Annotated in this window: 19 protein-coding genes; 12 read left to right on the forward strand and 7 right to left on the reverse strand. The window is 73.4% G+C overall.

All coding sequences use genetic code 11. The features are described from left to right. The first annotated feature begins 31 nt into the window (after positions 1-31). Together ACIA79_RS19250 and ACIA79_RS19255 are read left to right on the forward strand one after the other, a co-directional pair. Positions 32-844 carry an SAM-dependent methyltransferase gene (locus ACIA79_RS19250; RefSeq protein WP_399429500.1) on the forward strand — a complete coding sequence of 271 codons (813 nt, stop codon included), beginning with the start codon at positions 32-34 and terminating at the stop codon, positions 842-844. Continuing rightward, positions 841-3015, forward strand: coding sequence for a putative bifunctional diguanylate cyclase/phosphodiesterase (locus ACIA79_RS19255; protein WP_399429501.1), 2175 nt, complete (start codon positions 841-843; stop codon positions 3013-3015). Before ACIA79_RS19250 ends, ACIA79_RS19255 begins: the two co-directional genes overlap by 4 nt. A 139-nt stretch (positions 3016-3154) precedes the next feature. Here ACIA79_RS19255 and ACIA79_RS19260 read toward each other — a convergent pair whose 3' ends face one another. Next, complete coding sequence (locus tag ACIA79_RS19260; RefSeq protein ID WP_399429503.1) at positions 3155-4042, reverse strand: LysR family transcriptional regulator; 888 nt, start codon at positions 4040-4042, stop codon at positions 3155-3157. 82 nt (positions 4043-4124) lie between these two features. Here ACIA79_RS19260 and ACIA79_RS19265 point away from each other — a divergent pair, with 82 nt between their 5' ends. The 5 genes from ACIA79_RS19265 (at position 4125) to ACIA79_RS19285 (ending at position 9070) form a co-directional block, all read left to right on the forward strand. Further along, on the forward strand, positions 4125-4829 hold the full coding sequence (locus tag ACIA79_RS19265; protein ID WP_399429504.1) for a succinate dehydrogenase cytochrome b subunit: 705 nt from the start codon (positions 4125-4127) through the stop codon (positions 4827-4829). Between the two features lies 1 nt (position 4830). Continuing rightward, positions 4831-6771: a fumarate reductase/succinate dehydrogenase flavoprotein subunit gene (locus ACIA79_RS19270; protein WP_399429505.1), complete on the forward strand. Its 1941-nt coding sequence runs from the start codon at positions 4831-4833 to the stop codon at positions 6769-6771. Continuing rightward, positions 6768-7517 carry a succinate dehydrogenase/fumarate reductase iron-sulfur subunit gene (locus ACIA79_RS19275; protein WP_399429506.1) on the forward strand — a complete coding sequence of 250 codons (750 nt, stop codon included), beginning with the start codon at positions 6768-6770 and terminating at the stop codon, positions 7515-7517. Before ACIA79_RS19270 ends, ACIA79_RS19275 begins: the two co-directional genes overlap by 4 nt. Positions 7518-7821: 304 nt before the next feature. Continuing rightward, positions 7822-8223 carry a tyrosinase cofactor gene (locus ACIA79_RS19280; RefSeq protein ID WP_399429507.1) on the forward strand — a complete coding sequence of 134 codons (402 nt, stop codon included), beginning with the start codon at positions 7822-7824 and terminating at the stop codon, positions 8221-8223. A gap of 22 nt (positions 8224-8245) precedes the next feature. Then, positions 8246-9070, forward strand: a complete 825-nt coding sequence (locus tag ACIA79_RS19285) for a tyrosinase family protein (protein WP_399429508.1) — start codon at positions 8246-8248, stop codon at positions 9068-9070. Positions 9071-9097: 27 nt separating this feature from the next. On the opposite strand, the gene ACIA79_RS19290 is transcribed toward ACIA79_RS19285, so the two are convergent. Beyond that, the gene (locus ACIA79_RS19290; RefSeq protein ID WP_399429509.1) at positions 9098-10141 is read right to left on the reverse strand and encodes an MsnO8 family LLM class oxidoreductase; all 1044 of its coding nucleotides are present in this window, start codon (positions 10139-10141) and stop codon (positions 9098-9100) included. A 47-nt stretch (positions 10142-10188) separates the two neighbouring features. Here ACIA79_RS19290 and ACIA79_RS19295 point away from each other — a divergent pair, with 47 nt between their 5' ends. Then, entirely contained in the window at positions 10189-10677 is a 489-nt protein-coding gene (locus ACIA79_RS19295; RefSeq protein ID WP_399429510.1) for a hypothetical protein, read from the forward strand. 134 nt (positions 10678-10811) lie between these two features. Here ACIA79_RS19295 and ACIA79_RS19300 read toward each other — a convergent pair whose 3' ends face one another. Continuing rightward, the gene (locus ACIA79_RS19300) at positions 10812-11054 is read right to left on the reverse strand and encodes a dodecin (RefSeq protein ID WP_399429511.1); all 243 of its coding nucleotides are present in this window, start codon (positions 11052-11054) and stop codon (positions 10812-10814) included. A gap of 334 nt (positions 11055-11388) precedes the next feature. Between ACIA79_RS19300 and ACIA79_RS19305 the strand changes: the two genes are divergently transcribed. The 3 genes from ACIA79_RS19305 (at position 11389) to ACIA79_RS19315 (ending at position 14592) form a co-directional block, all read left to right on the forward strand. After that, positions 11389-12597: an extracellular solute-binding protein gene (locus tag ACIA79_RS19305; RefSeq protein ID WP_399429646.1), complete on the forward strand. Its 1209-nt coding sequence runs from the start codon at positions 11389-11391 to the stop codon at positions 12595-12597. Positions 12598-12739: 142 nt separating this feature from the next. Further along, positions 12740-13603 (forward strand): GNAT family N-acetyltransferase, encoded by an 864-nt coding sequence (locus ACIA79_RS19310; protein WP_399429512.1) that lies wholly within the window; start codon positions 12740-12742, stop codon positions 13601-13603. Next, positions 13600-14592, forward strand: coding sequence for a lysophospholipid acyltransferase family protein (locus ACIA79_RS19315; protein ID WP_399429513.1), 993 nt, complete (start codon positions 13600-13602; stop codon positions 14590-14592). The genes ACIA79_RS19310 and ACIA79_RS19315 overlap by 4 nt, the downstream gene beginning before the upstream one ends. On the opposite strand, the gene egtD is transcribed toward ACIA79_RS19315, so the two are convergent. Genes egtD through egtA form a run of 4 tightly spaced genes read right to left on the reverse strand, consistent with a single transcriptional unit; the run spans position 14487 to position 18827 of the window. Continuing rightward, complete coding sequence (egtD, locus tag ACIA79_RS19320; protein ID WP_399429514.1) at positions 14487-15452, reverse strand: L-histidine N(alpha)-methyltransferase; 966 nt, start codon at positions 15450-15452, stop codon at positions 14487-14489. The two genes, ACIA79_RS19315 and egtD, sit on opposite strands and share 106 nt — an antisense overlap. Further along, complete coding sequence (egtC, locus tag ACIA79_RS19325) at positions 15449-16213, reverse strand: ergothioneine biosynthesis protein EgtC (RefSeq protein ID WP_399429515.1); 765 nt, start codon at positions 16211-16213, stop codon at positions 15449-15451. Before egtC ends, egtD begins: the two co-directional genes overlap by 4 nt. Then, on the reverse strand, positions 16213-17523 hold the full coding sequence (gene egtB / locus ACIA79_RS19330; RefSeq protein WP_399429516.1) for an ergothioneine biosynthesis protein EgtB: 1311 nt from the start codon (positions 17521-17523) through the stop codon (positions 16213-16215). Before egtB ends, egtC begins: the two co-directional genes overlap by 1 nt. Then, positions 17520-18827: an ergothioneine biosynthesis glutamate--cysteine ligase EgtA gene (gene egtA / locus ACIA79_RS19335; RefSeq protein ID WP_399429517.1), complete on the reverse strand. Its 1308-nt coding sequence runs from the start codon at positions 18825-18827 to the stop codon at positions 17520-17522. Before egtA ends, egtB begins: the two co-directional genes overlap by 4 nt. Before the next feature lie 143 nt (positions 18828-18970). Here egtA and ACIA79_RS19340 point away from each other — a divergent pair, with 143 nt between their 5' ends. Beyond that, complete coding sequence (locus ACIA79_RS19340; protein WP_399429518.1) at positions 18971-19792, forward strand: TIGR02452 family protein; 822 nt, start codon at positions 18971-18973, stop codon at positions 19790-19792. Positions 19793-19980 lie beyond the last annotated feature (188 nt).

Genomic DNA, 19980 nt, shown 5'->3' on the forward strand with positions numbered 1-19980 from the left:
GCATCCCCGTGGCGACTAGTTGGAGACATCGATGGAGCGTCCCGCCTGGGCCCCGCCGGGCATCGACATTTCGGTGCCGAGCGTGTCCCGAATCTACGACTACTACCTGGGCGGCTCGCACAACTTCGAGGTCGACCGGGAAGCAGCCCGCCGGGCCATGGACTTCATGCCGGGCCTTCCCAAAATCATGCAGGCGAACCGGGCGTTCATGCGCCGGGCCGTGCGGTACGCCGTGAGCGAGGGCATCACCCAGTTCCTCGACATAGGCTCCGGCATCCCGACCTTCGGCAACGTCCACGAGGTCGCCCAGAACGCGAGCCCCGGCGCCCGCGTGGTGTACGTCGACCACGACCCGGTCGCCGTCGCCCACAGCAAGGCCGTCCTGGCGGGCAACGACAACGCCGACGTCATCGCCGCCGACCTGCGCAAGCCCCAGGACATCCTCTCCGACCCCGGCACCGAGACGCTGCTCGACCTCGGCCGGCCGGTGGCCCTGCTGCTCGTCGCCGTCCTGCACTTCCTCGAGGACGCCGACGACCCCCAGCAGGCCGTCGCCGAACTGCGCGATGCCCTCGCGCCCGGCAGCCTCCTGATCCTCACGCACGCCTCGTACGAGGGGATCCCGCTGCCCCAGGAGCGCGCGAGCGGCACGGTCGGCGTCTACCGCGACATCCGCAACCCGCTCGTCATGCGCTCGCGCGAGGAGATCGTCCGGTTCTTCGACGGCTTCGAGCTCCTCGAACCGGGCGTCGTGTCGATGCCGCACTGGCGCCCGGAGGGCCCGCTGGACCAGGAGGATCCGTACGCCTTCTCGGGCTTCGCCGGGGTGGGGCGCAAAGGGTGAGCGTGCCGGCTCGGGAATCCGGGGCACGGTCCGGCGCGGAGCCGGACGGCCTCGAGGACAGACTCCGGCGGTTCGCGACGATATGGAGCCGGGCCATCTTCCCCGTCACGGCCACGTCGCTGACCCGCTCCGAGTTCGAAGGACATCTGCTGCCGCTGGCCCGGGACCTGTGCGACGCGCTCCACGCGCGGCCGTTCGACCCGTCGCCCGCGCACGGCACCGGCACGGCCCTGGTGGCCGCGCACTGCACCGACCCGGACGCGCTCAGCCGCACCCTCGGCGTGATCGACTCCTACCTCGTGCTGTACTGCGGCGAGGCCGGACCGGCCCTGTCCGGTGAGGAGCTCAGGGCCCGCTGCGCCCGCCTCCAGCACGCGCTGGCGGCCGGTTACGCCCAGGCGCTGCGCGAGCGCACCCGCCTGGAGCAGGAGTCGATCGCCCGCTCGGCGCTCTCCGCGCGCAGCTTCGCCGAACAGGCCCTGCACGCCACCGAGGCCCGCTTCCGCGCGGTGTTCGAGGGCGCGGCCATCGGCATCGGCATCGCCGACCTCGACGGCAACGTCCTGGAGATCAACGGTGCCCTCACCCGCATGTTCGGCGGGCTGGAGCACCACGTCCGCGGCCGCAAGGTCAGCGAGTGGGTGCACCCCGAGGACGCACCGCAGGTGTGGAAGCTGTACGGGGAGCTCGTCCGCGGCGAGCGCGACCACTTCCGGGTCGAGAAGCCCTTCTACCGGGGTGACGGCACCGTCCTGTGGACCAACCTGACGGTGTCCCTGCTGCGCGACGCCGAGGGCCGCCCGCAGTACCAGCTCGCCCTCATGGAGGACACCACCGAACGGCGGCTGCTCAACCTGCGGCTGCGGTACGAGGCGACGCACGACGCGCTCACCGGGCTGCCCAACCGGACGCTGTTCTTCGAGCGGCTCGACAAGGCCCTGTCCGCGGGCGACGGCCAGCGGTTCGGGCTGTGCTACCTCGACCTGGACGGCTTCAAGGCCATCAACGACAGCCTCGGCCACGCGGCCGGCGACCGGCTGCTCGTGGAGGTGGCCGACCGGCTCCAGTCCGTGGCGACCCGGCCCGGGGAGATGGTCGCCCGCCTCGGCGGTGACGAGTTCGTGGCGCTGACCACCGGCCCGGACACCCAGCGGCAGGCCGACGAGCTGGCCCGGCGCATCCTCGCCGCGCTCGCGACGCCGATCAGTCTGGACGGCCGCGAACTGACCGTGCGCGGGAGCGTGGGTGTCGTCGAAGGGCCGGCGGGGGAACGCGGCTCTGCGGAGGTGCTGCGCAGCGCCGACATCACCATGTACCGGGCCAAGTCGGCGGGCGGCAACCGCTTCGAGCGGGCCGACCCGGAGGCCGACGCCCGCGCCATCACCCGGCACGGCCTGACCACCGCGCTCCCGGCGGCGCTGGAGCGCGAGGAGTTCTTCATCGAGTACCAGCCGCTGGTGCACCTCGGTGACGGCAGCGTGCACGGCGCCGAGGCCCTGGTGCGGTGGTGCCACCCGCAGCACGGGGTGCTCGGCCCGGACCGGTTCATCCCGCTCGCGGAGCACACCGGGCTGATCGTCCCGCTGGGGCGCTGGGTGCTGCAGGAGGCGGTGCGCCAGGCGCGGTTCTGGAGCCGTCCGCACTCCGACGGCGGGCCGCTGCGGATCAACGTCAACCTGTCGCCGACGCAGTTGCACCACCCCGGCCTGGTCGCCGACATCGTCGACGTACTGGACCGCTCGGGTCTCGAACCGGGGGCGCTGTGCCTGGAGGTCACCGAGTCGGCGCTGATCGGCGCGGACGAGGACCTGCTCAAGCCGCTGCGGCAACTCGCCGAGATGGGCGTCGACATAGCCCTGGACGACTTCGGCACCGGCTACTCCAACCTGGCCAACCTGCGCCGGCTGCCGGTGAGCGTGCTGAAGCTGGACCGTTCCTTCACCCAGGGCATGCAGCAGCACCCCGCCGACCCCGTCGACCTCAAGATCGTCGAGGGGATCGTCTCCCTGGCCCACAGCCTGGAGCTGGCCGTGACCGTGGAGGGTGTGGAGACCGGGGCCCAGGCCGAGCAGCTGCGGGAGCTGGGCTGCGACACGGCCCAGGGCTGGTACTACGCCCGTCCCGGCTCCCCGGACCGCATCCACTCGCTGGTCCTCGCCGACGCGGTGTGACCCTCCGCCGGCCCGGCCGGGCCGGCGGGACCGGCGCCGCACGAGCAGGGCGGCCGGCGCGACGAGCAGCCCGCCGGCCGGGCGCGGCCTCGCCCCCGCCGCGGGAGGCGGTGGGCAGCCGTGCCGCCGGCCCCGGCACTCAGGCTCCCGCCCGGCGGGCCAGCAGCAGCCGCTGCAGCTCACGGGCCGCCCGCGGCGGCGCCACGTCGCTGCGGTGCGCGAGCGCGATCGTCCGGCGCAGCCCCGGGCGGGCGAGGGCGGTGACCCGCAGGTCCCGGCCCGACCGGGCCGCGACCATCGCGGGCACCACCGCCACCCCGAGACCCGCCCGTACGAACCCGAGCACGGCGTCCATCTCGCCGCCCTCCACGGTGAACGACGGCTCGAAGCCCTCCGCCCGGCACGCCGCGACCGTGAGCTCCCGCAGGTCGTAGCCGTGCCGGAACATCACCAGCGGCTGGTCGTGGAGATCGGCGATCCGCACCGGACGGGCCGGCGCCGGGGCGGCCGCCGAGGAGACCACCACGAGGTCCTCCTGGAGGAGCTCCACGGTGGTGAGGGCGGGGGAGGGGCTGGGCAGCGGCAGCACCACCAGGGCCAGGTCCAGCGCGCCGCGCGCCAGCTCCCGGACGAGATCGTGCGAGCCGCTCTCCTCGATGAGCAGCTGGATCCCCGGGTGCAGGTCGTGGAAGGCGCGCAGCACGTCGGGCAGCAGACCCGTGCACAGGCTCGGCGTGGCCCCCAGCCGCACCCGCCCGCGCCGCAGCTGGGCCAGCTCCTGCACCTCGTGGCGCGCGGTGTCCGCGTCGGCGAGGATGCGGCGGGCCAGGGGCAGCAGCGCCTCACCGGCGTCCGTGAGGGCGATGTTGCCGCGGGCCCGGCTGAACAGCTCGGCACCCAGCTCCCGCTCCAGGGCCCTGATCTGCTGGGACAGCGACGGCTGCGAGACGTGGACCCGCTCGGCGGCATGCGTGAAGTGGCGCGTCTCGGCGACCGCGACGAAATACACCAGCTGCTGGAACTGCATAGCACCACCATAGGCGCCCGCTATGGAGATCAGCGGGACCATGTCTTGGACCTCTCGGATCCGGCCGCCTAGCGTCGATCCCATGGCTCTGGCACCGCGGACGGATCGACAACCGTCCCTCACGCGCACGTTCTGGGGATCCACCGTCGGCAAGAAGGCGGTCATGGCCGTCAGCGGTCTCGTCATGATCGCCTACCTGGTCGCCCATGTGATGGGCAACCTCAAGGTCTTCTTCGGCCCCGGCGAGTTCAACGCGTACGGCCACTGGCTGCGCACCATGGGCGAGCCCGTCCTGCACTACGAGTGGGGCCTGTGGATCGCCCGGGTGGTGCTCCTCACGGCCGTCATCGCCCACGGCGTCTCCGCGTACCAGCTCAGCAGGCGCGACATCAGGGCCCGGCCCATCGCGTACGTGCACAAGCGGCGCCGCGCGAGCTACGCGACCCGCACCATGCGCTGGGGCGGCGTGATCATCGCGCTCTTCATCGTCTGGCACATCCTCGACCTGACGACGCTGACCGTGAACCCGAACGCGCAGCCCGGCCACCCGTACGAGAACGTCGTCGCGACCTTCTCCACCTGGTACGGCAACGTCATCTACATCGTCGCGATGCTCGCCGTCGGCCTGCACATCCGGCACGGCTTCTGGTCCGCCGCACAGACCCTCGGCGTGGGCAGCGCCAAGCGCGACCGCGCGCTCAAGACCCTGGCCGATGTGCTCGCGCTCGGCCTGACCGCGGGCTTCGTCTCCGTACCCGTCGCCGTCATGACCGGAGTGGTGAGCTGACATGTCCTACGCCGACTACACGACCGGTGACCCGATCACCGACACCGCGGCCCCCGGCGGCCCCATCGCCGAGCGCTGGGACAAGCGCCGCTTCGAGGCGAAGCTCGTCAACCCGGCCAACCGGCGCAAGCACACGATCATCGTCGTCGGCACCGGCCTCGCCGGCGGCTCGGCCGGCGCGACCCTCGCCGAGCAGGGCTACCACGTCGTCCAGTTCTGCTACCAGGACTCGCCGCGCCGCGCCCACTCCATCGCCGCGCAGGGCGGCATCAACGCCGCCAAGAACTACCGCAACGACGGCGACTCGGTCCACCGCCTCTTCTACGACACCGTCAAGGGCGGCGACTTCCGCGCCCGCGAGTCCAACGTCCACCGCCTCGCGCAGATATCGGTGGAGATCATCGACCAGTGCGTCGCCCAGGGCGTGCCCTTCGCCCGCGAGTACGGCGGTCTCCTCGACACCCGCTCCTTCGGCGGCGTCCAGGTCTCCCGCACCTTCTACGCCCGCGGCCAGACGGGCCAGCAGCTGCTGCTCGGCGCCTACCAGGCGCTGTCGCGGCAGATCGCGGCGGGCAACGTGGAGATGCACGCGCGCACCGAGATGCTGGACCTGGTCGTGGTCGACGGCCGGGCGCGCGGGATCGTGGCCCGTGACCTGATCACCGGCGAGCTCTCCACCCACTTCGCGGACGCGGTGGTGCTGGCGACCGGCGGGTACGGCAACGTCTTCTACCTGTCGACGAACGCCATGAACTCCAACGCCACCGCCGTGTGGCGGGCGCACCGGCGCGGTGCGTACTTCGCCAACCCCTGCTTCACCCAGATCCACCCCACCTGCATCCCGCGGACCGGCGACCACCAGTCCAAGCTGACCCTGATGAGCGAGTCGCTGCGCAACGACGGCCGCATCTGGGTGCCGAAGGCGAAGGGCGACACGCGTCCGCCGCACGAGATCCCCGAGGACGAGCGCGACTACTACCTGGAGCGGATCTACCCGTCCTTCGGCAACCTCGTGCCGCGTGACATCGCCTCCCGGGCCGCCAAGAACGTCTGTGACGAGGGCCGCGGTGTGGGCCCCGGCGGCCAGGGCGTCTACCTGGACTTCGCCGACGCCATCCGCCGCATGGGACGGGCCGGGGTCGAGGAGAAGTACGGCAACCTCTTCGACATGTACGAGCGGATCACCGCGGAGAACCCGTACCAGGTGCCGATGCGGATCTACCCCGCCGTGCACTACACCATGGGCGGTCTGTGGGTCGACTACGACCTCAGCACCACCGTCCCCGGCCTGTTCGCCATCGGGGAGGCCAACTTCTCCGACCACGGCGCCAACCGCCTCGGCGCGTCCGCGCTGATGCAGGGACTCGCCGACGGCTACTTCGTCCTGCCGTCCACCATCAACGACTACCTGGCCCGCAACCCGCTGCCGGACACCCTCACCGCGGACCATCCGGTGGTGAGGGAGGTGGTCTCCGGGACGGAGGACCGGCTGGCCCGGCTCCTCGCCGTCGACGGCGACCGCACCCCCGACTCGTTCCACCGGGAACTGGGCGAGCTGATGTGGGAGTTCTGCGGCATGGCCCGCTCCGAGGAGGGGCTGCGCAAGGCGCTCGACCGGATCCCCGCGATCCGCGCGGAGTTCTGGCGCCGCGTCAAGGTGCCCGGCAGCGGCGAGGAGCTCAACCAGTCCCTGGAGAAGGCCAACCGCGTCGTCGACTACCTGGAGCTCGCCGAGCTGATGTGCCTCGACGCGCTGCACCGCACCGAGTCCTGCGGCGGCCACTTCCGCGAGGAGTCCCAGACGCCGGACGGAGAGGCGGCCCGCAAGGACGACGCGTTCTCCTACGCGGCCGCCTGGGAGTTCACGGGCGGCGCCCCCGTCCTGCACAAGGAAGACCTCGTCTTCGAGTACGTCCACCCCACCCAGCGGAGCTACGCATGAAGCTCACCCTGCGCGTCTGGCGCCAGAAGACCGCCGACGCCCCCGGCGCCATGGCCACCTACGAGGTCGACGGCATCTCGCCCGACATGTCGTTCCTGGAGATGCTCGACACCCTCAACGAGGAGCTCATCCTCCGCGGCGAGGAGCCCGTCGCCTTCGACCACGACTGCCGCGAGGGCATCTGCGGGGCCTGCTCGCTCGTCATCAACGGCGATGCGCACGGCCCGGAGCGGACCACCACCTGCCAGCTCCACATGCGGTCCTTCCGGGACGGCGACACCATCGACGTCGAGCCGTGGCGCGCCGCGGCCTTCCCGGTCGTCAAGGACCTGGTGGTGGACCGCTCCGCCTTCGACCGGATCATCCAGGCCGGCGGCTACATCAGCGCACCGACCGGCTCCGCACCGGAGGCGCACGCCACCCCGGTGCCCAAGGCGGACGCCGATCACGCCTTCGAGCACGCCGAGTGCATCGGGTGCGGTGCCTGTGTGGCGGCGTGCCCCAACGGTTCGGCGATGCTCTTCACCTCGGCGAAGGTCAACCACCTCAACGTGCTGCCGCAGGGCGCGCCGGAGCGGGAGACCCGCGTGCTGGACATGGTGCAGGTCATGGACGAGGAGGGCTTCGGCGGCTGCACGCTGACCGGCGAGTGCGCGACGGCCTGTCCGAAGGGGATTCCCCTGCCGTCGATCACGGCCATGAACAAGGAGTGGCTGCGGGCCACCCGCACGGTGCGCCGCAGCTGATTCAGGTCAGGTGCCGGGCGTGACCCGGACCACGCCGAACGCCCCGGAACGAAAGATTCTTGCGGAGAATGACCCATTCTCCGCAAGATCTTCGTTCCGGGGCGTCTTGCTGTCTCGCCACAGCAAGATCAACTTGGTTCAAAGCTGTACCGAAAGTGGCGAGTTGTCCGTATAGCGGCCCCGTCCTCCATGCGGAATTCCAGGCTCCGACTACTCCCCGGTAGGCATGGCACATGCCGGGGGCACACGACCACCCCCCGGCCGCACCGCACACAGCACCACGGCACTACCAGGGGGTTCACCCATGTCCAGCATCACCCGCCGCCGGGCCCTCGGCGCCGCCGCCGGGGCCGCAGCCGGCCTCGCCGCCGCCCGGGCCGTCGCGGCCCCTGCCGAGGCCCAGGCCGCGCCGGTCCGACCCGGCACCGCCCCGGCTCCCTTCGACGAGATATTCATGGGCCGCCGCATCCAGGGCGGCCCCGCGCACAGCACCGGCGGTCACCACGGGGGACACCACGGCGGCGGCCACACGGGCGGCTACGCCGTACGGATCGACGGCGACGAACTGCACGTCATGCAGAACGCCGACGGCACCTGGATCAGCGTGATCTCGCACTACGAACCGGTCGCCACACCTCTCGCGGCGGCCCGCGCCGCCGTCCGCGAACTGCAGGGCGCCCCGCTCGTCCCGCTCACCTCGTCCTGACCGATCCCGGAGCCGCACCGCCATGACCGTACGCAAGAACCAGGCCCAGCTGACCGCCACCGAGAAGAAGCGCTTCGTCGACGCCCTTCTGGAACTCAAGCGCAGCGGCCGGTACGACACCTTCGTCTCCACCCACAACGACTTCATCATGAGCGACACCGACAGCGGGGACCGCGTCGGCCACCGCTCCCCGTCCTTCCTGCCCTGGCACCGCAAGTTCCTCCTCCAGTTCGAGCAGGCCCTCCAGGCCGTCGACCCGTCCGTCGCCCTGCCGTACTGGGACTGGACCACCGACCGCACCCCCCGCGCCTCGCTCTGGGCGCCCGACTTCATGGGCGGTACGGGACGCAGCCGCGACGGGCAGGTCACGGACGGGCCCTTCGCCGCGTCCGGCGGCCGGTGGCGCATCACCGTGCGCGTCGACGGCCGGGACTACCTGCGGCGCGCCCTCGGCGGCGGCCGTGAGCTGCCCACCCGCGCCGAGGTCGACTCGGTCCTCGCCATCGAGACGTACGACATGGCGCCCTGGAACAGCGCGTCCGACGGCTTCCGCAACCACCTGGAGGGCTGGCGCGGCGTCAACCTGCACAACCGCGTCCACGTCTGGGTCGGCGGCCACATGGCCACCGGGGCCTCCCCGAACGACCCGGTGTTCTGGATGCACCATGCCTTCATCGACAAGCTGTGGGCCGACTGGCAGGCACGCCACCCCCGTTCCGGCTATCTCCCGGCCGCGGGCACTCCCAATGTCGTGGACCTGCGCGACACCATGCGCCCGTGGAACGACGTGACCCCGGCCGACATGCTCGATCACACTCCCCACTACACCTACGACACCGCGGCCTGACGGCCCGCGCGGACGGGCCCGGCCGGGTCACGCCCCGGCCAGGCCCGCCACGCGCGCCAGACGGCGGTGGGAGTCCAGCAGCGCCGCGCGGTCGTACGTACTGGTCGTCACCAGGATCTCGTCGGCGGCCGTCTCCTTGACGACCTCCTCCAGCGCGTCCCGCACCTGCTCCTCGGTCCCGTGGACGTGACCGCGCAGCCCCGACTCGTACACCTCCCGCTGCCGGGCGGTCATCGCCAGACCGGCGATCCGCTCCGGCGGCGCGAGCGGCGGGAAGTCGCCCTTCGTGCGCGCGTACGCCTGGGACCACGCCTCCGGGACCAGCAGCCGCGCGGCCGCCTCCTCGGTCCCGGCGACCGCGACCGTCCCCGCCACGACGACGTACGGCTCCCCGGACCACTCCGACGGGCGGAAGGCGGCGCGGTAGCGGTCGATCGCGGACAGCACCTTGGAGCGGCCCTTCAGGTCCCCGATCACCAGCGGCAGACCGGCCGCGGCGGCGATGTCCGCACCCCCGCCGGTGGCCAGGACGAACGGCGGGACCCGCAGGCCCTCGGCGGGGAGCGCACGCACCCGCGGGGGCGGCGCACCGGCACCCGGCCGCTGCGCGGCGCGGTCCCCGGCTCCCCGGAACCAGCCCAGCAGCTCGTCCAGCTGCCCCGCGAAGTCCTCGGCGTCCTCCTTGCCCCGGCCGAGCGCGCGCCGTACGCCGTCGGTGAACCCCACCGAACGGCCCAGCCCCATGTCGATCCGGCCCGGGAAGAGGGACTCCAGAACCCCGAACTGCTCGGCCACCACCAGGGGCCGGTGGTTGGGCAGCATGACACCCCCGGTGCCGACCCGTATGGTGCGGGTCGCGGCGGCCACGGCGGCCGCCAGCACGGTGGGCGCCGAGCCCGCCACCCCCGGCACCCCGTGGTGCTCGGAGACCCAGAACCGGTGGTAGCCGAGGGCCTCCACCTCCTGGGCGAGGCGCACGGTGTCGCGCAGCGCCCGGGGGCCGCCGTGCCCCTCGCGGGTACGGGAACGGTCCAGCACCGAGAACCGGGTCGAGGCGATCAATGTGCTCACGCCTCCTTCAACGCCCGTGCCGCCTGAGGATTCCCTACGCTGGGCGCGTGACACGCCCCAACAGGCCCCTGGCCGTCTTCGACCTGGACAACACGCTGTCCGACGCCCGTCACCGGCAGCGCTTCCTGGAGCGCCGGCCGCGCGACTGGGACGCCTTCTTCGCCGCCGCGCCCCAGGACCCGCCCCTGGCCGAGGGCGTGGCGCTCTGCCGGGAGGCGGCCGAGGACTGCGAGGTGGTCTACCTGACCGGCCGGCCCGAGCGGTGCCGTCAGGACACGCTGGACTGGCTGGCCGCGCAGGACCTGCCGGCGGGCAGCGTCCACATGCGGCGCAACGACGACCGGCGGCCGGCCCGGCACACCAAGCTGGAGACCTTGCGCAGGCTGGCGGCCCGCCGCGAGATCCGCGTGCTCGTCGACGACGACGAGCTGGTGTGCGACGCTGCCGAACGGGCGGGGTTCCGGGTGGTACGGGCCCGCTGGGCCGACAGCTCCCCCGAGCTGAAGAAGGCCCAGGAGGGGGAGGGCCGCACCTGAGGCCCCGCGGCTGCGGGCCGGGCTCCCGCTGCGGCTTGGCTCGGGCTCCCGCTCCGGCTGCCGCCCGGCTCGGGCTCCCGCTCCGGCCACCGCTCGGCTCCGGCTGCCGCTCGGCTCCGGCTCGGGCTCCCGCCTCAGGCGCCGGCCGCCTCGGCGCCGTGCTCCGACGGCTCCTCCAGGCGGAAGCCGACCTTCATGCCGACCTGGTAGTGCGCGATCCTGCCGTTCTCGATGTGGCCCCTGACCTGCGTCACCTCGAACCAGTCCAGGTTGCGCAGCGTCTCCGCCGCGCGCTTGACGCCGTTGCGCAGGGCATCGTCCACGCCCTCGTGCGAGGTGCCGACGATCTCGGTGACGCGGTAGGTGTGGTGCGACATGGAGGTCTCCTCGTTCGCCCGGTGGCCCGCACCTTCGTGGGTGCTCCTTCCACGGTGCCGCACCGCGCCGGGGTCCGCGAGGCGTCGGCGGGCCCGGCCCCGGACGGGGAGCGGACGCAGCCGCCGCGGGGCGACGCACACGTGTCACCCGGCCGCGGCGGCCGGCTTCCGGCGCCCGGGGACTTGACCGGCTCATTGGTCCATACCAAAATCCAGCCATCACACCCGCGGCGAACCCCTCTTCGCTTCCCCCCACGTCGGGTCCACCCACCAGCACACGCAAAAGGTGACCTACGTGAAGCAGCCCCTCCTCACCTGCGCCGTCGCTCTGCTCATGACCGTGGCGGCCTCCGGTTGCGGCCTCCTGCCCGGCGGCGAGGCGGCCCGGCCGACCGTGCGGATCTGGCTGATGAAAGGCAGCGTGTCGGACGACTTCCTGCAGCGGTTCACCCTCGCGTACGAAGAGGAGCACGCCGTCGAACTGGACGTCACCGTCCAGGAGTGGACCGGCATCGGCAAGAAGGTCACCGCGGCCCTGTCGGGCGACGACGCCCCGGACGTCATCGAGGTCGGCAACACCCAGGTCGCCCAGTACGCCGAGACCGGCCTGCTCTACGACCTGACGCTCGAGTCCGTCCGCGACCTCGGCCAGGAGGACTGGCTGCCGGGCCTGAAGGAGCCCGGCAGCTTCCGCGGCTCCCAGTACGGCATCCCCTGGTACGCGGCCAACCGCGTCGTCGTCTACAACAAGGAGCTGTTCGAGCGGGCCGGCGTCACCCGGCTGCCGAAGACCCGCGACGAGTGGATCGCGCTCACCGAGGAGCTGGGCACCGGCGGGACGCACGGCATCTACCTCGCCGGGCAGGACTGGTACACCCTCGCCGGGTTCATCTGGGACGAGGGCGGCGACCTCGCCGTCGAGAAGGGCGGCGAGTGGACCGGCGCCCTGGACAGCCCCGCCGCGCAGCGCGGCATGGCCTTCTACAAGAAGCTCCAGGAGCTCGGGCCGGGCCCGAAGGACGCCGACGAGGAAACCCCGCCGCAGGCCGAGGTCTTCGCCCGGGGCGACGTCGCCCAGATCATCGCGCCACCGAGCGTCGCCGCGGCCGTCCAGCAGCGCAACCCGGCCCTCGCAGGCAAGCTCGGCTTCTTCCCCATCCCCGGCAGGAGCGCCGACGAGCCGTGCGCCGTCTTCACCGGCGGCTCGGACCTCATCGTCCCGGAGAAGGCGGGGGAACGCGACGCCGCCATCGAGCTCGTCACGGCGCTGGCGGGGGAGAAGTGGCAGACCGACCTCGCCCGCACCATGAGCTACGTCCCCAACAAGAAGTCCCTCGCCGCCGTCGTCGAAGGCCAGGAGGCCACCGCGGCGATGGCCGCGGGAGCCGCCCGCGGGCGGGCGACGCCCAACGCGCCCCAGTGGGCCGCGGTGGAGGAGAACAACCCCATCAAGCCGTACATGACGGCCGTCCTCCAAGGGGAGGACCCGCGGCGGGCGGCGAGGGCTGCGTCGGAGCGGATCACCGAAGCACTCGGCGGCTGAGCGGGGCCGTACCCGTCATTCAGCAGGCGCACATCCACGCTCCGCCGTGCGGTCACGTCGAATCCAGCCGGTCACGGAAGAAGTAAGGAGCCGGGCACCGCAGTCATGGCCCGGCCCCTTCCGTCCGGCAGAGGAGACCGCCGTGCCCGCATCCCCCGCCCCCCTCGCCCCCGAGCCCGCCCCGCCCGCCGTACCCGTACCGGTGATCGCGGCGCCCACCGCGCCCGGCTCCCGGGGCGCGCGCCGGGCCGGGGCCGCACCGGGCACCGGGCCGCAGCCCCGGTACGTCGTCTCGCTCGCCCGCGAGCAGGACGAGGTCAGGGCCGCCCAGCGGCTGCGGCACCAGGTGTTCGCCGGTGAGCTCGGCGCCCGCCCCGAGGGCCCCGAACCGGGCCTGGAGGGCGACGCGTTCGACGCGTACTGCGACCACCTGCTCGTACGGGACGGGGCGACCGGCGAGGTCGTCGGCACCTACCGGCTGCTGCCGCCCGATCGCGCCCGGATCGCCGGACGGTTCTACTCCGACGGCGAGTTCGACCTGTCCCGGCTCGCCCCGCTGCGCGACGACCTCGTCGAGGTCGGCCGCTCCTGCGTCCACCCCGCCCACCGCAACGGTGCCGTCATCTCCCTCATATGGGCCGGCATCGCCCGCTACATGACCCGCACGGGGCACAACTGGCTCGCCGGCTGCTGCTCCGTCCCCCTCGCCGACGGCGGCCGACTCGCCGCCGCCACCTGGAACGCGGTCAAGGAGCGCCACCTCGCCCCCGAGGAGTACTGGGTCACCCCCCATCGGCTCTGGACCGCCGACGGGGCCGTCCAGCCCGCCGCCCCCAGCGAGCTCCCGCCGCTGCTGCGCGGCTACCTGCGCCTGGGAGCCTGGGTCTGCGGCGCGCCCGCCCACGACGCCGACTTCGGGGTCGCCGACCTCTACGTCCTGTTGTCCCTGCGCCGCACCGACCCCCGCTACCTGCGGCACTTCCTCTCCCTCAGCCCCGTGCGATGAACCCCTGGCTGCCCACCTCCCCCTGCACCCCGCACCACTGCGCCCGCCACCACGCCCCCGCCGCGGGGCGCGCGCGGACCGTGGCGCGGCTGGTCACCGGCGCCGTGACCGTACTGGCGGGGCTGCTGTGCGCACCGCTCACCCTGCCGCTCGGGCGGCCGGCCCGGCGGTGCCTCACCCGGCTGTGGTGCCGCGCGGTGATCCGCGCCTTCGGCGTCCGCCTGCGGGTCCGGGGCACCGCCACGGACGGCGGTGCGCAGCTGGTGGTCGCCAACCACGTCTCGTGGCTGGACATCCCGCTCGTCGCCGCCGTCCTGCCGGGCCGCATGCTCGCCAAGAGCGACGTGCGGCACTGGCCCGTCCTCGGCCCGCTCGCCGCCCGCGGCGGCACCTTCTTCCTCGACCGCGACCGGCTGCGCGCCCTGCCCGGCACGGTCCGCGACCTCGCGGCGGCGCTGCGCGGCGGCGCGCGCGTCATCGTCTTCCCGGAGGGCTCGACCTGGTGCGGCCGTGCCGGCGGGGGCCGGTTCCGCCCGGCCGTCTTCCAGGCGGCGCTGGACGCGGGCGTGCCCGTCCGGCCCGTTCGTATTCGGTACGAACCGGCGGGCCCGGCCGCGTTCGTCGGCGACGACCCGCTCCTCGCCTCACTGTGGCGGGTCGCGGCGGTCCGTGATCTGGCCGCGGAGATCCAGGTCCTGCCCCCGGTCCCCGCCGGCCGCCACACCGACCGCCGCTCACTGGCCCGGGCGGTCGAGCACGCCGTCGCACCGGCACCGGCACACGTGCTCGCACCGGCACACGTGCAGGCACACGCATCGGTACACGTGCACGCATCGGTCCACGTACCGGCACCGCGCGGTGCCGCCGCGCCCGGCCGCCCGGCTCACACCGCCGTCGCCAGCGACAGCGCGAACCGGCCCTCCCCGTCCGTCCACCAGTGCGCCAGCTCCATCCCGGCGGCGGCGAGCTCCCGGCGCACACCCTCCTGACGGAACTTCGCCGACACCTCCGTCCGCAGCTCCTCCCCGGCCTCGAACTGCACCGCCAGGTCCAGCTCGCGGATCTTCACGGTGAGCGCCTCCCGCGCCCGCAACCGCATCTCGATCCACTCCCGTTCCCGGTCCCACACGGCCACGTGCTCGAAGTCGGCCGGATCGACCTCCGCGCCGAGCTCGCGGGCCAGCACGGCCAGGACGTTCTTGTTGAACCGGGCCGTCACCCCCGCCTCGTCGTCGTACGCCGCGACCAGCGTGCGCTCGTCCTTCACCAGATCGGTGCCCAGCAGCAGTGCGTCGCCCGGTGCGAGCAGCGCCCGCACCGACCGCAGGAAGGCCGCGCGCTCCTGCGGCAGCAGGTTGCCCAGCGTGCCGCCGAGGAAGGCCACCAGCCGGGGCCCGGGCGTGCCCGGCAGGGCCAGGCCCCGGGTGAAGTCGGCGACCAGCGCGTGCACATGGAGGTCCGGGTGCTCCGCGCCCAGCGCCTCGGCCGCGCCGCGCAGCGCGCTCTCGCTGACGTCCACCGGGACGTACGCCGTCAGGCCGGGCAGCAGCGCGTCGATCAGGTGACGGGTCTTCTCGGAGGAGCCGGAGCCGAGCTCCACCAGGGTCCGGGCGCCCGTCGCGGCGGCGATCTCGTCCGCCCGGTGGACGAGGATCTCCCGCTCGGCACGGGTCGGGTAGTACTCGGGGAGCCGGGTGATCTCCTCGAACAGTTCACTGCCCCGCGCGTCGTAGAACCACTTGGGCGGCAGCTCCTTCGGCGTGCGGGTCAGGCCGTGCAGGACATCGGCGCGCAGATCCGCGCCGGTCGCGTCCTCGGGCAGGGTACGGGTCAGCAGGAAGGGGCTCACGCGGGCGGCTCCTTGAGCGGGGTCAGTGATACGTCGGTACGGGTGGCCACCAGAAGGGTCCGGTCGGGCACCTCGCGCCAGTGGGGGTCGTCGTCGTACGGCTCCGAGGCCACGACCGTGCGCCCGCCCGGCCCGTCGGCCAGGTACCAGAGGGTGTCCCCCCAGGCGGTCGCGGCGACCGTGTCGCCGTCGCCGAGCAGCAGGTTGAGCCGGGATCCGGGGGCGGCCCCGGCCACGTCGTACACCGTGTCGGCCAGTGCCCGGTCCGGTTCGTCGCCTTCCCGCAGCCGGTGCAGGACCAGCGCCCACACGAGGGCCGAGTCGTTGCGCGCCTCCAGCGACAGCAGCGCGTCGCCCGGGAGCCGGCGGGCCAGCGGCGCCAGTGATCCCGGCCAGCCGCGCACCGCTCCGTTGTGGCTGAACAGCCACGGGCCGGCCGCGTACGGCGCCGCGGCGGCCTCCGCGTCCGCGCCCGACAGCGTCGCGTCCCGGACGGCGGCCAGCAGCGCGCGCGTACGCACCACCCGGGCCAGGTCGGCGAACGACAGGTCGGCCCAGATCGGCCCGGCGCGCCGGTACCGGGCGGGCACCGGGTCCCCGCCGCCCTCCGCGTACCAGCCGACGCCGAAGCCGTCCGCGTTGACCGTGCCGAAGCGCTGCCGGCGCGGCTCCCAGGACTGCCGGTACAGCCCGTGCGGCGGACGCACCAGTACGTCCCCGAGCGGGACCGCGGGACCCACGTAGGCGATGTGCCGGCACATCAGCGCACCTCCGCGTCGCGCGCCGTGCGGAACCCGGAGAAGATCTGGCGCCGCACCGGAAGGTCCCAGTTGCGGAAGGTGCCCCGGCACGCCACCGGGTCCACGGCGAACGAACCGCCGCGCAGCACCTTGTGAGCCGGTCCGAAGAACACCTCCGAGTACTCCCGGTAGGGGAAGGCGACGAAGCCCGGGTACGGCAGGAAGTCGCTGGACGTCCACTCCCAGACGTCACCGATCAACTGCCGCACGCCGAGCGGGGACCGCCCGGCCGGGTAGCTGCCGGCCGCCGCGGGGCGCAGATGCCGCTGCCCCAGATTGGCGTGCGCCGGGGTCGGGTCCTCGTCGCCCCAGGGATAGCGCCGGGAGCGGCCCGACACCGGGTCGTGGCGGGCGGCCTTCTCCCACTCCTCCTCGGTCGGCAGCCGGCGCCCCGCCCACCGGGCGTAGGCGTCGGCCTCGTACCAGCTGACGTGCAGCACCGGTTCGTCCGCGGGCACCGGCTCCACCACCCCGAAGCGCCGCCGCAGCCACTGCCCGGCCTCGCGCCGCCAGAACAGCGGGGCACCGATGTCGTGGGCGCGGATCTGAGCCCAGCCCTCGGGCGCCCACCAGCGTTCGTCGCGGTAGCCGCCGTCGGCGATGAACGCCATGTACGCGCCGTTGGTGACGGGCACCGTGTCGATGAAGAACTCCGGCACCACGCGCGTGTGGGCGGGCCGTTCGTTGTCCAGCGCCCACGGTTCGGCCGAGGTGCCCATGGTGAACGGCCCGCCCGGCACCCGCACTTCGGCGGGCAGTCCGGTGGTGTCACCGGCCGGCGGCGGCTCCGGGGCGTCCAGCGCGGCGGGCCCGCGCCGCAACTGGTGCGTGATCAGCATCGTCTCGTCGTGCTGCTGCTCGTGCTGGGCGACCATCCCGAAGGCGAACGCCGCGTCGACCAGCGGCCGCCCCTCCAGCCGGGCGTGGTCGAGGACGTCGAGCACCCGGTCGCGCACGTCGGAGGCGTACGCACGGGCCTCCGACGGTGCGAGCAGCGGCAGCGCGGGCCGGGCCGCCCGGGGGTGTTCGAAGGCGTCGTAGAGGGAGTCGATCTCCGGGCGCAGCGCCTCCTGCCCGGCGACCGCGCGCCACAGCCACTGCTCCTCCTGGTTGGAGATGTGGGCCAGGTCCCACACCAGGGGTGACATCAACGGTGAGTGCTGGGCGGTCAGTTCGGCGTCGTCCACGCAGTCGGTGAGCAGCGCGGTGCGCGCCCTGGCGGTGATCAGCGCGTCGAGCGCCCGCCGCCGGAGCGTGTCGGGACCGGTCATGTGCGAACGTCCTTCCCGGATTCCTCGGGTATCCCGGATGCCCCGGTCACGGGGGAGAGGCGGTCGTCGGCGGGACAGCGGCCCCGTGCGACGTACCGTTCGGTGAAGGCCGCGACCGCGTCCCGCACCGCCGGGGCGGCCCCGATGCGGGGCAGCGCCTCCCGGGCGAGCGTGAAACAGGCGAGGGCGGCGGCGTGCACGGCCGGGTGGCCCAGCCCGTCGCGTGCGGCGGCGGTCCACAGCGCGTCGCGCGGCGGCCCGTCCGGCCCCGTGCCTTCCAGGAACGGGCTGACGGTGCGGTACGCCGCCTCCGCCGCCTCGGGGTCGTCGAAGAGGGCTGCCGTCACCGCGAGCGGCACGACCCAGCCGTCCTCGCCGGGCTGCGCGTCGATCATCCGCAGTTCCAGGTGGCCGCGTGGCCGAACCGGCGGGAACAGCGTCGTGATGTGGTAGTCGAGGTCCGCGCGGGTGGCCCGCCGGGGCCGGCCGTCGCGCAGCCAGTCCCGGAACGCCAGCCCGTCCGGGACCGCCCACGGCTGGTCGTCGCCGCCCCGGACGCACATCACCGGCGCGTCCAGCACGTGCTCGGCCCACGCCGCACGCGGGTCCCCGTCCAGCGGCGGCGCCATGCCGCGTACCGGATCCAGCTCCGCCCAGAGCGACTGGCGGGTGGACCGCCAGCCGGTGGAGGAGCCGTGCAGCCGAGGAGAGTTGGCGAAGGCGGCGACCAGGACCGGTCCGAGGGCGTGGGCCAGTCTCCAGCGCCGCTCGAAGCCGAGCGGGCCGGGCTCCTCGTACCCGGCGTCCAGGCAGACCTGCACCGAGGCCGAATCGCGCATCATGGCGCGCCCGGCCGGGCCGGAGCGGTCGAGGTAGGTCTCCATGGCGTCGTACCGCGGTTCGTGCAGGAACCGCGCGCGTGGTGACTGCCACGGGTCGGTGCCGTAGCCGGCGAGGGTGAGGCCGAAGGCGCGCAGTGCGGTACGGACGGCGTCCAGATCGGCCGAGACGGTGCCGACGCACTCCATGAGGGAGGCCGCGGGCGGCGAGCTGAGCTCCAGCTGCCCGCCGGGTTCGAAGGTGAGGGCCGACTTCAGGGGCAGGGTCCGCAGGTGGGCGAAGGCGGTCCGCAGGCGGTCGGCGGGGACGGGGAGTCGGGGGACGTGCAGGGCGTGGACGAACCATTCCAGTTCGACCCCGGTGGTACGGGGAGGGCCCGTCTTGAAGCAGATACAGCGCAACAGGTCCTCGGCCTCGTCCTCGGAGAGCGGGGTACCGCTCTCCGGGAAGTCGCACGGTGGCATCGTGGCTCCTCCTGTCGAAGGCTTCCGTGGCTCGCCTCCCACCTAAGCCACCGCTGACCGCTCGCACAAGAGTGCCCCCGGGGTGGCGCCGGACGCGGAAATCGGGTTGCCGGACGCTTGCTTGATTGTCGAGCATGCGGGGTATGAGTGCACGTTTGCGCGAGATCGCGAAGAGGACAGAGGAGATCGTCGCGCAGGGTGGTTACGTCGCCCCCGCCGGCCGCCGGGTGACGATCGGCCCCGCCGTGGCGGCCGCCCTGTCGGGAACCCGGATGTACGGTCCCGGGCCCGTTCCCGCCACCCCCGGGACCGGCCGTACGACCCGCATCGAGGTCACCGGCGAGTCCAGCCTGGAGGCCGCGCGGCGGCTGGTCGGAGACGGATCCGGTCACCCGGTCGCCGTGCTGAACTTCGCTTCCGCGCGCAACCCCGGAGGGGGGTACCTCAACGGCGCACAGGCGCAGGAGGAGGCGGTCTGCCGCGCTTCCGCGCTCTACGCGACGCTGCTGCGGGTCCCGGATTTCTACGACCACCACCGTGCCGAGCGCAGCCCCTTCTACACCGACCGGGTGATCCACTCGCCGGCCGTCCCCGTCTTCCGCGACGACCGCGGCGGACTGCTGGACCCGCCGTACACGGTCGGATTCCTGACCTCGCCGGCCCCGAACGCGGGTGTGATCCGCAGCCGCACACCGGAGGACGCCCACCGCATACCGGCCGCGCTCGCCTCCCGTGCCGAGCGGGTGCTGGAGACGGCCGTGGCGTGCGGTTACCGGCGGCTGGTGCTGGGCGCCTGGGGCTGCGGGGTCTTCCGCAACGACCCGGCGGAGGTGGCGGGCGCGTTCCGGGCGCTGCTGACGGGCCCGGGCCGGTTCGCGGGCCACTTCGACGAGGTCGTCTTCGCGGTGCTGGACCGGACGGCGAAGGCGACGACGCTGGGGGCGTTCCGCGAGGCGTTCGCATGAGCCGTAGGTGACGCGACGGCGGCGTCGCTGGGGGCGTTCCGCGACGGGTTCGCCTCAGCCTGACGTGACGCGAAGGCCGTGGTCGCGCCCCGCGCGGGTGCGGTGGGAAGGCGGCTGTCAGTGGCCGCTGCCATGCTGGTTCACGGCGCGGAACCCGGGCCGGACGGGCGGCCGGGTGGCGTCATGAC

The organism is Streptomyces sp. NPDC051310, assembly GCF_044455245.1.
GTDB lineage: Bacteria > Actinomycetota > Actinomycetes > Streptomycetales > Streptomycetaceae > Streptomyces.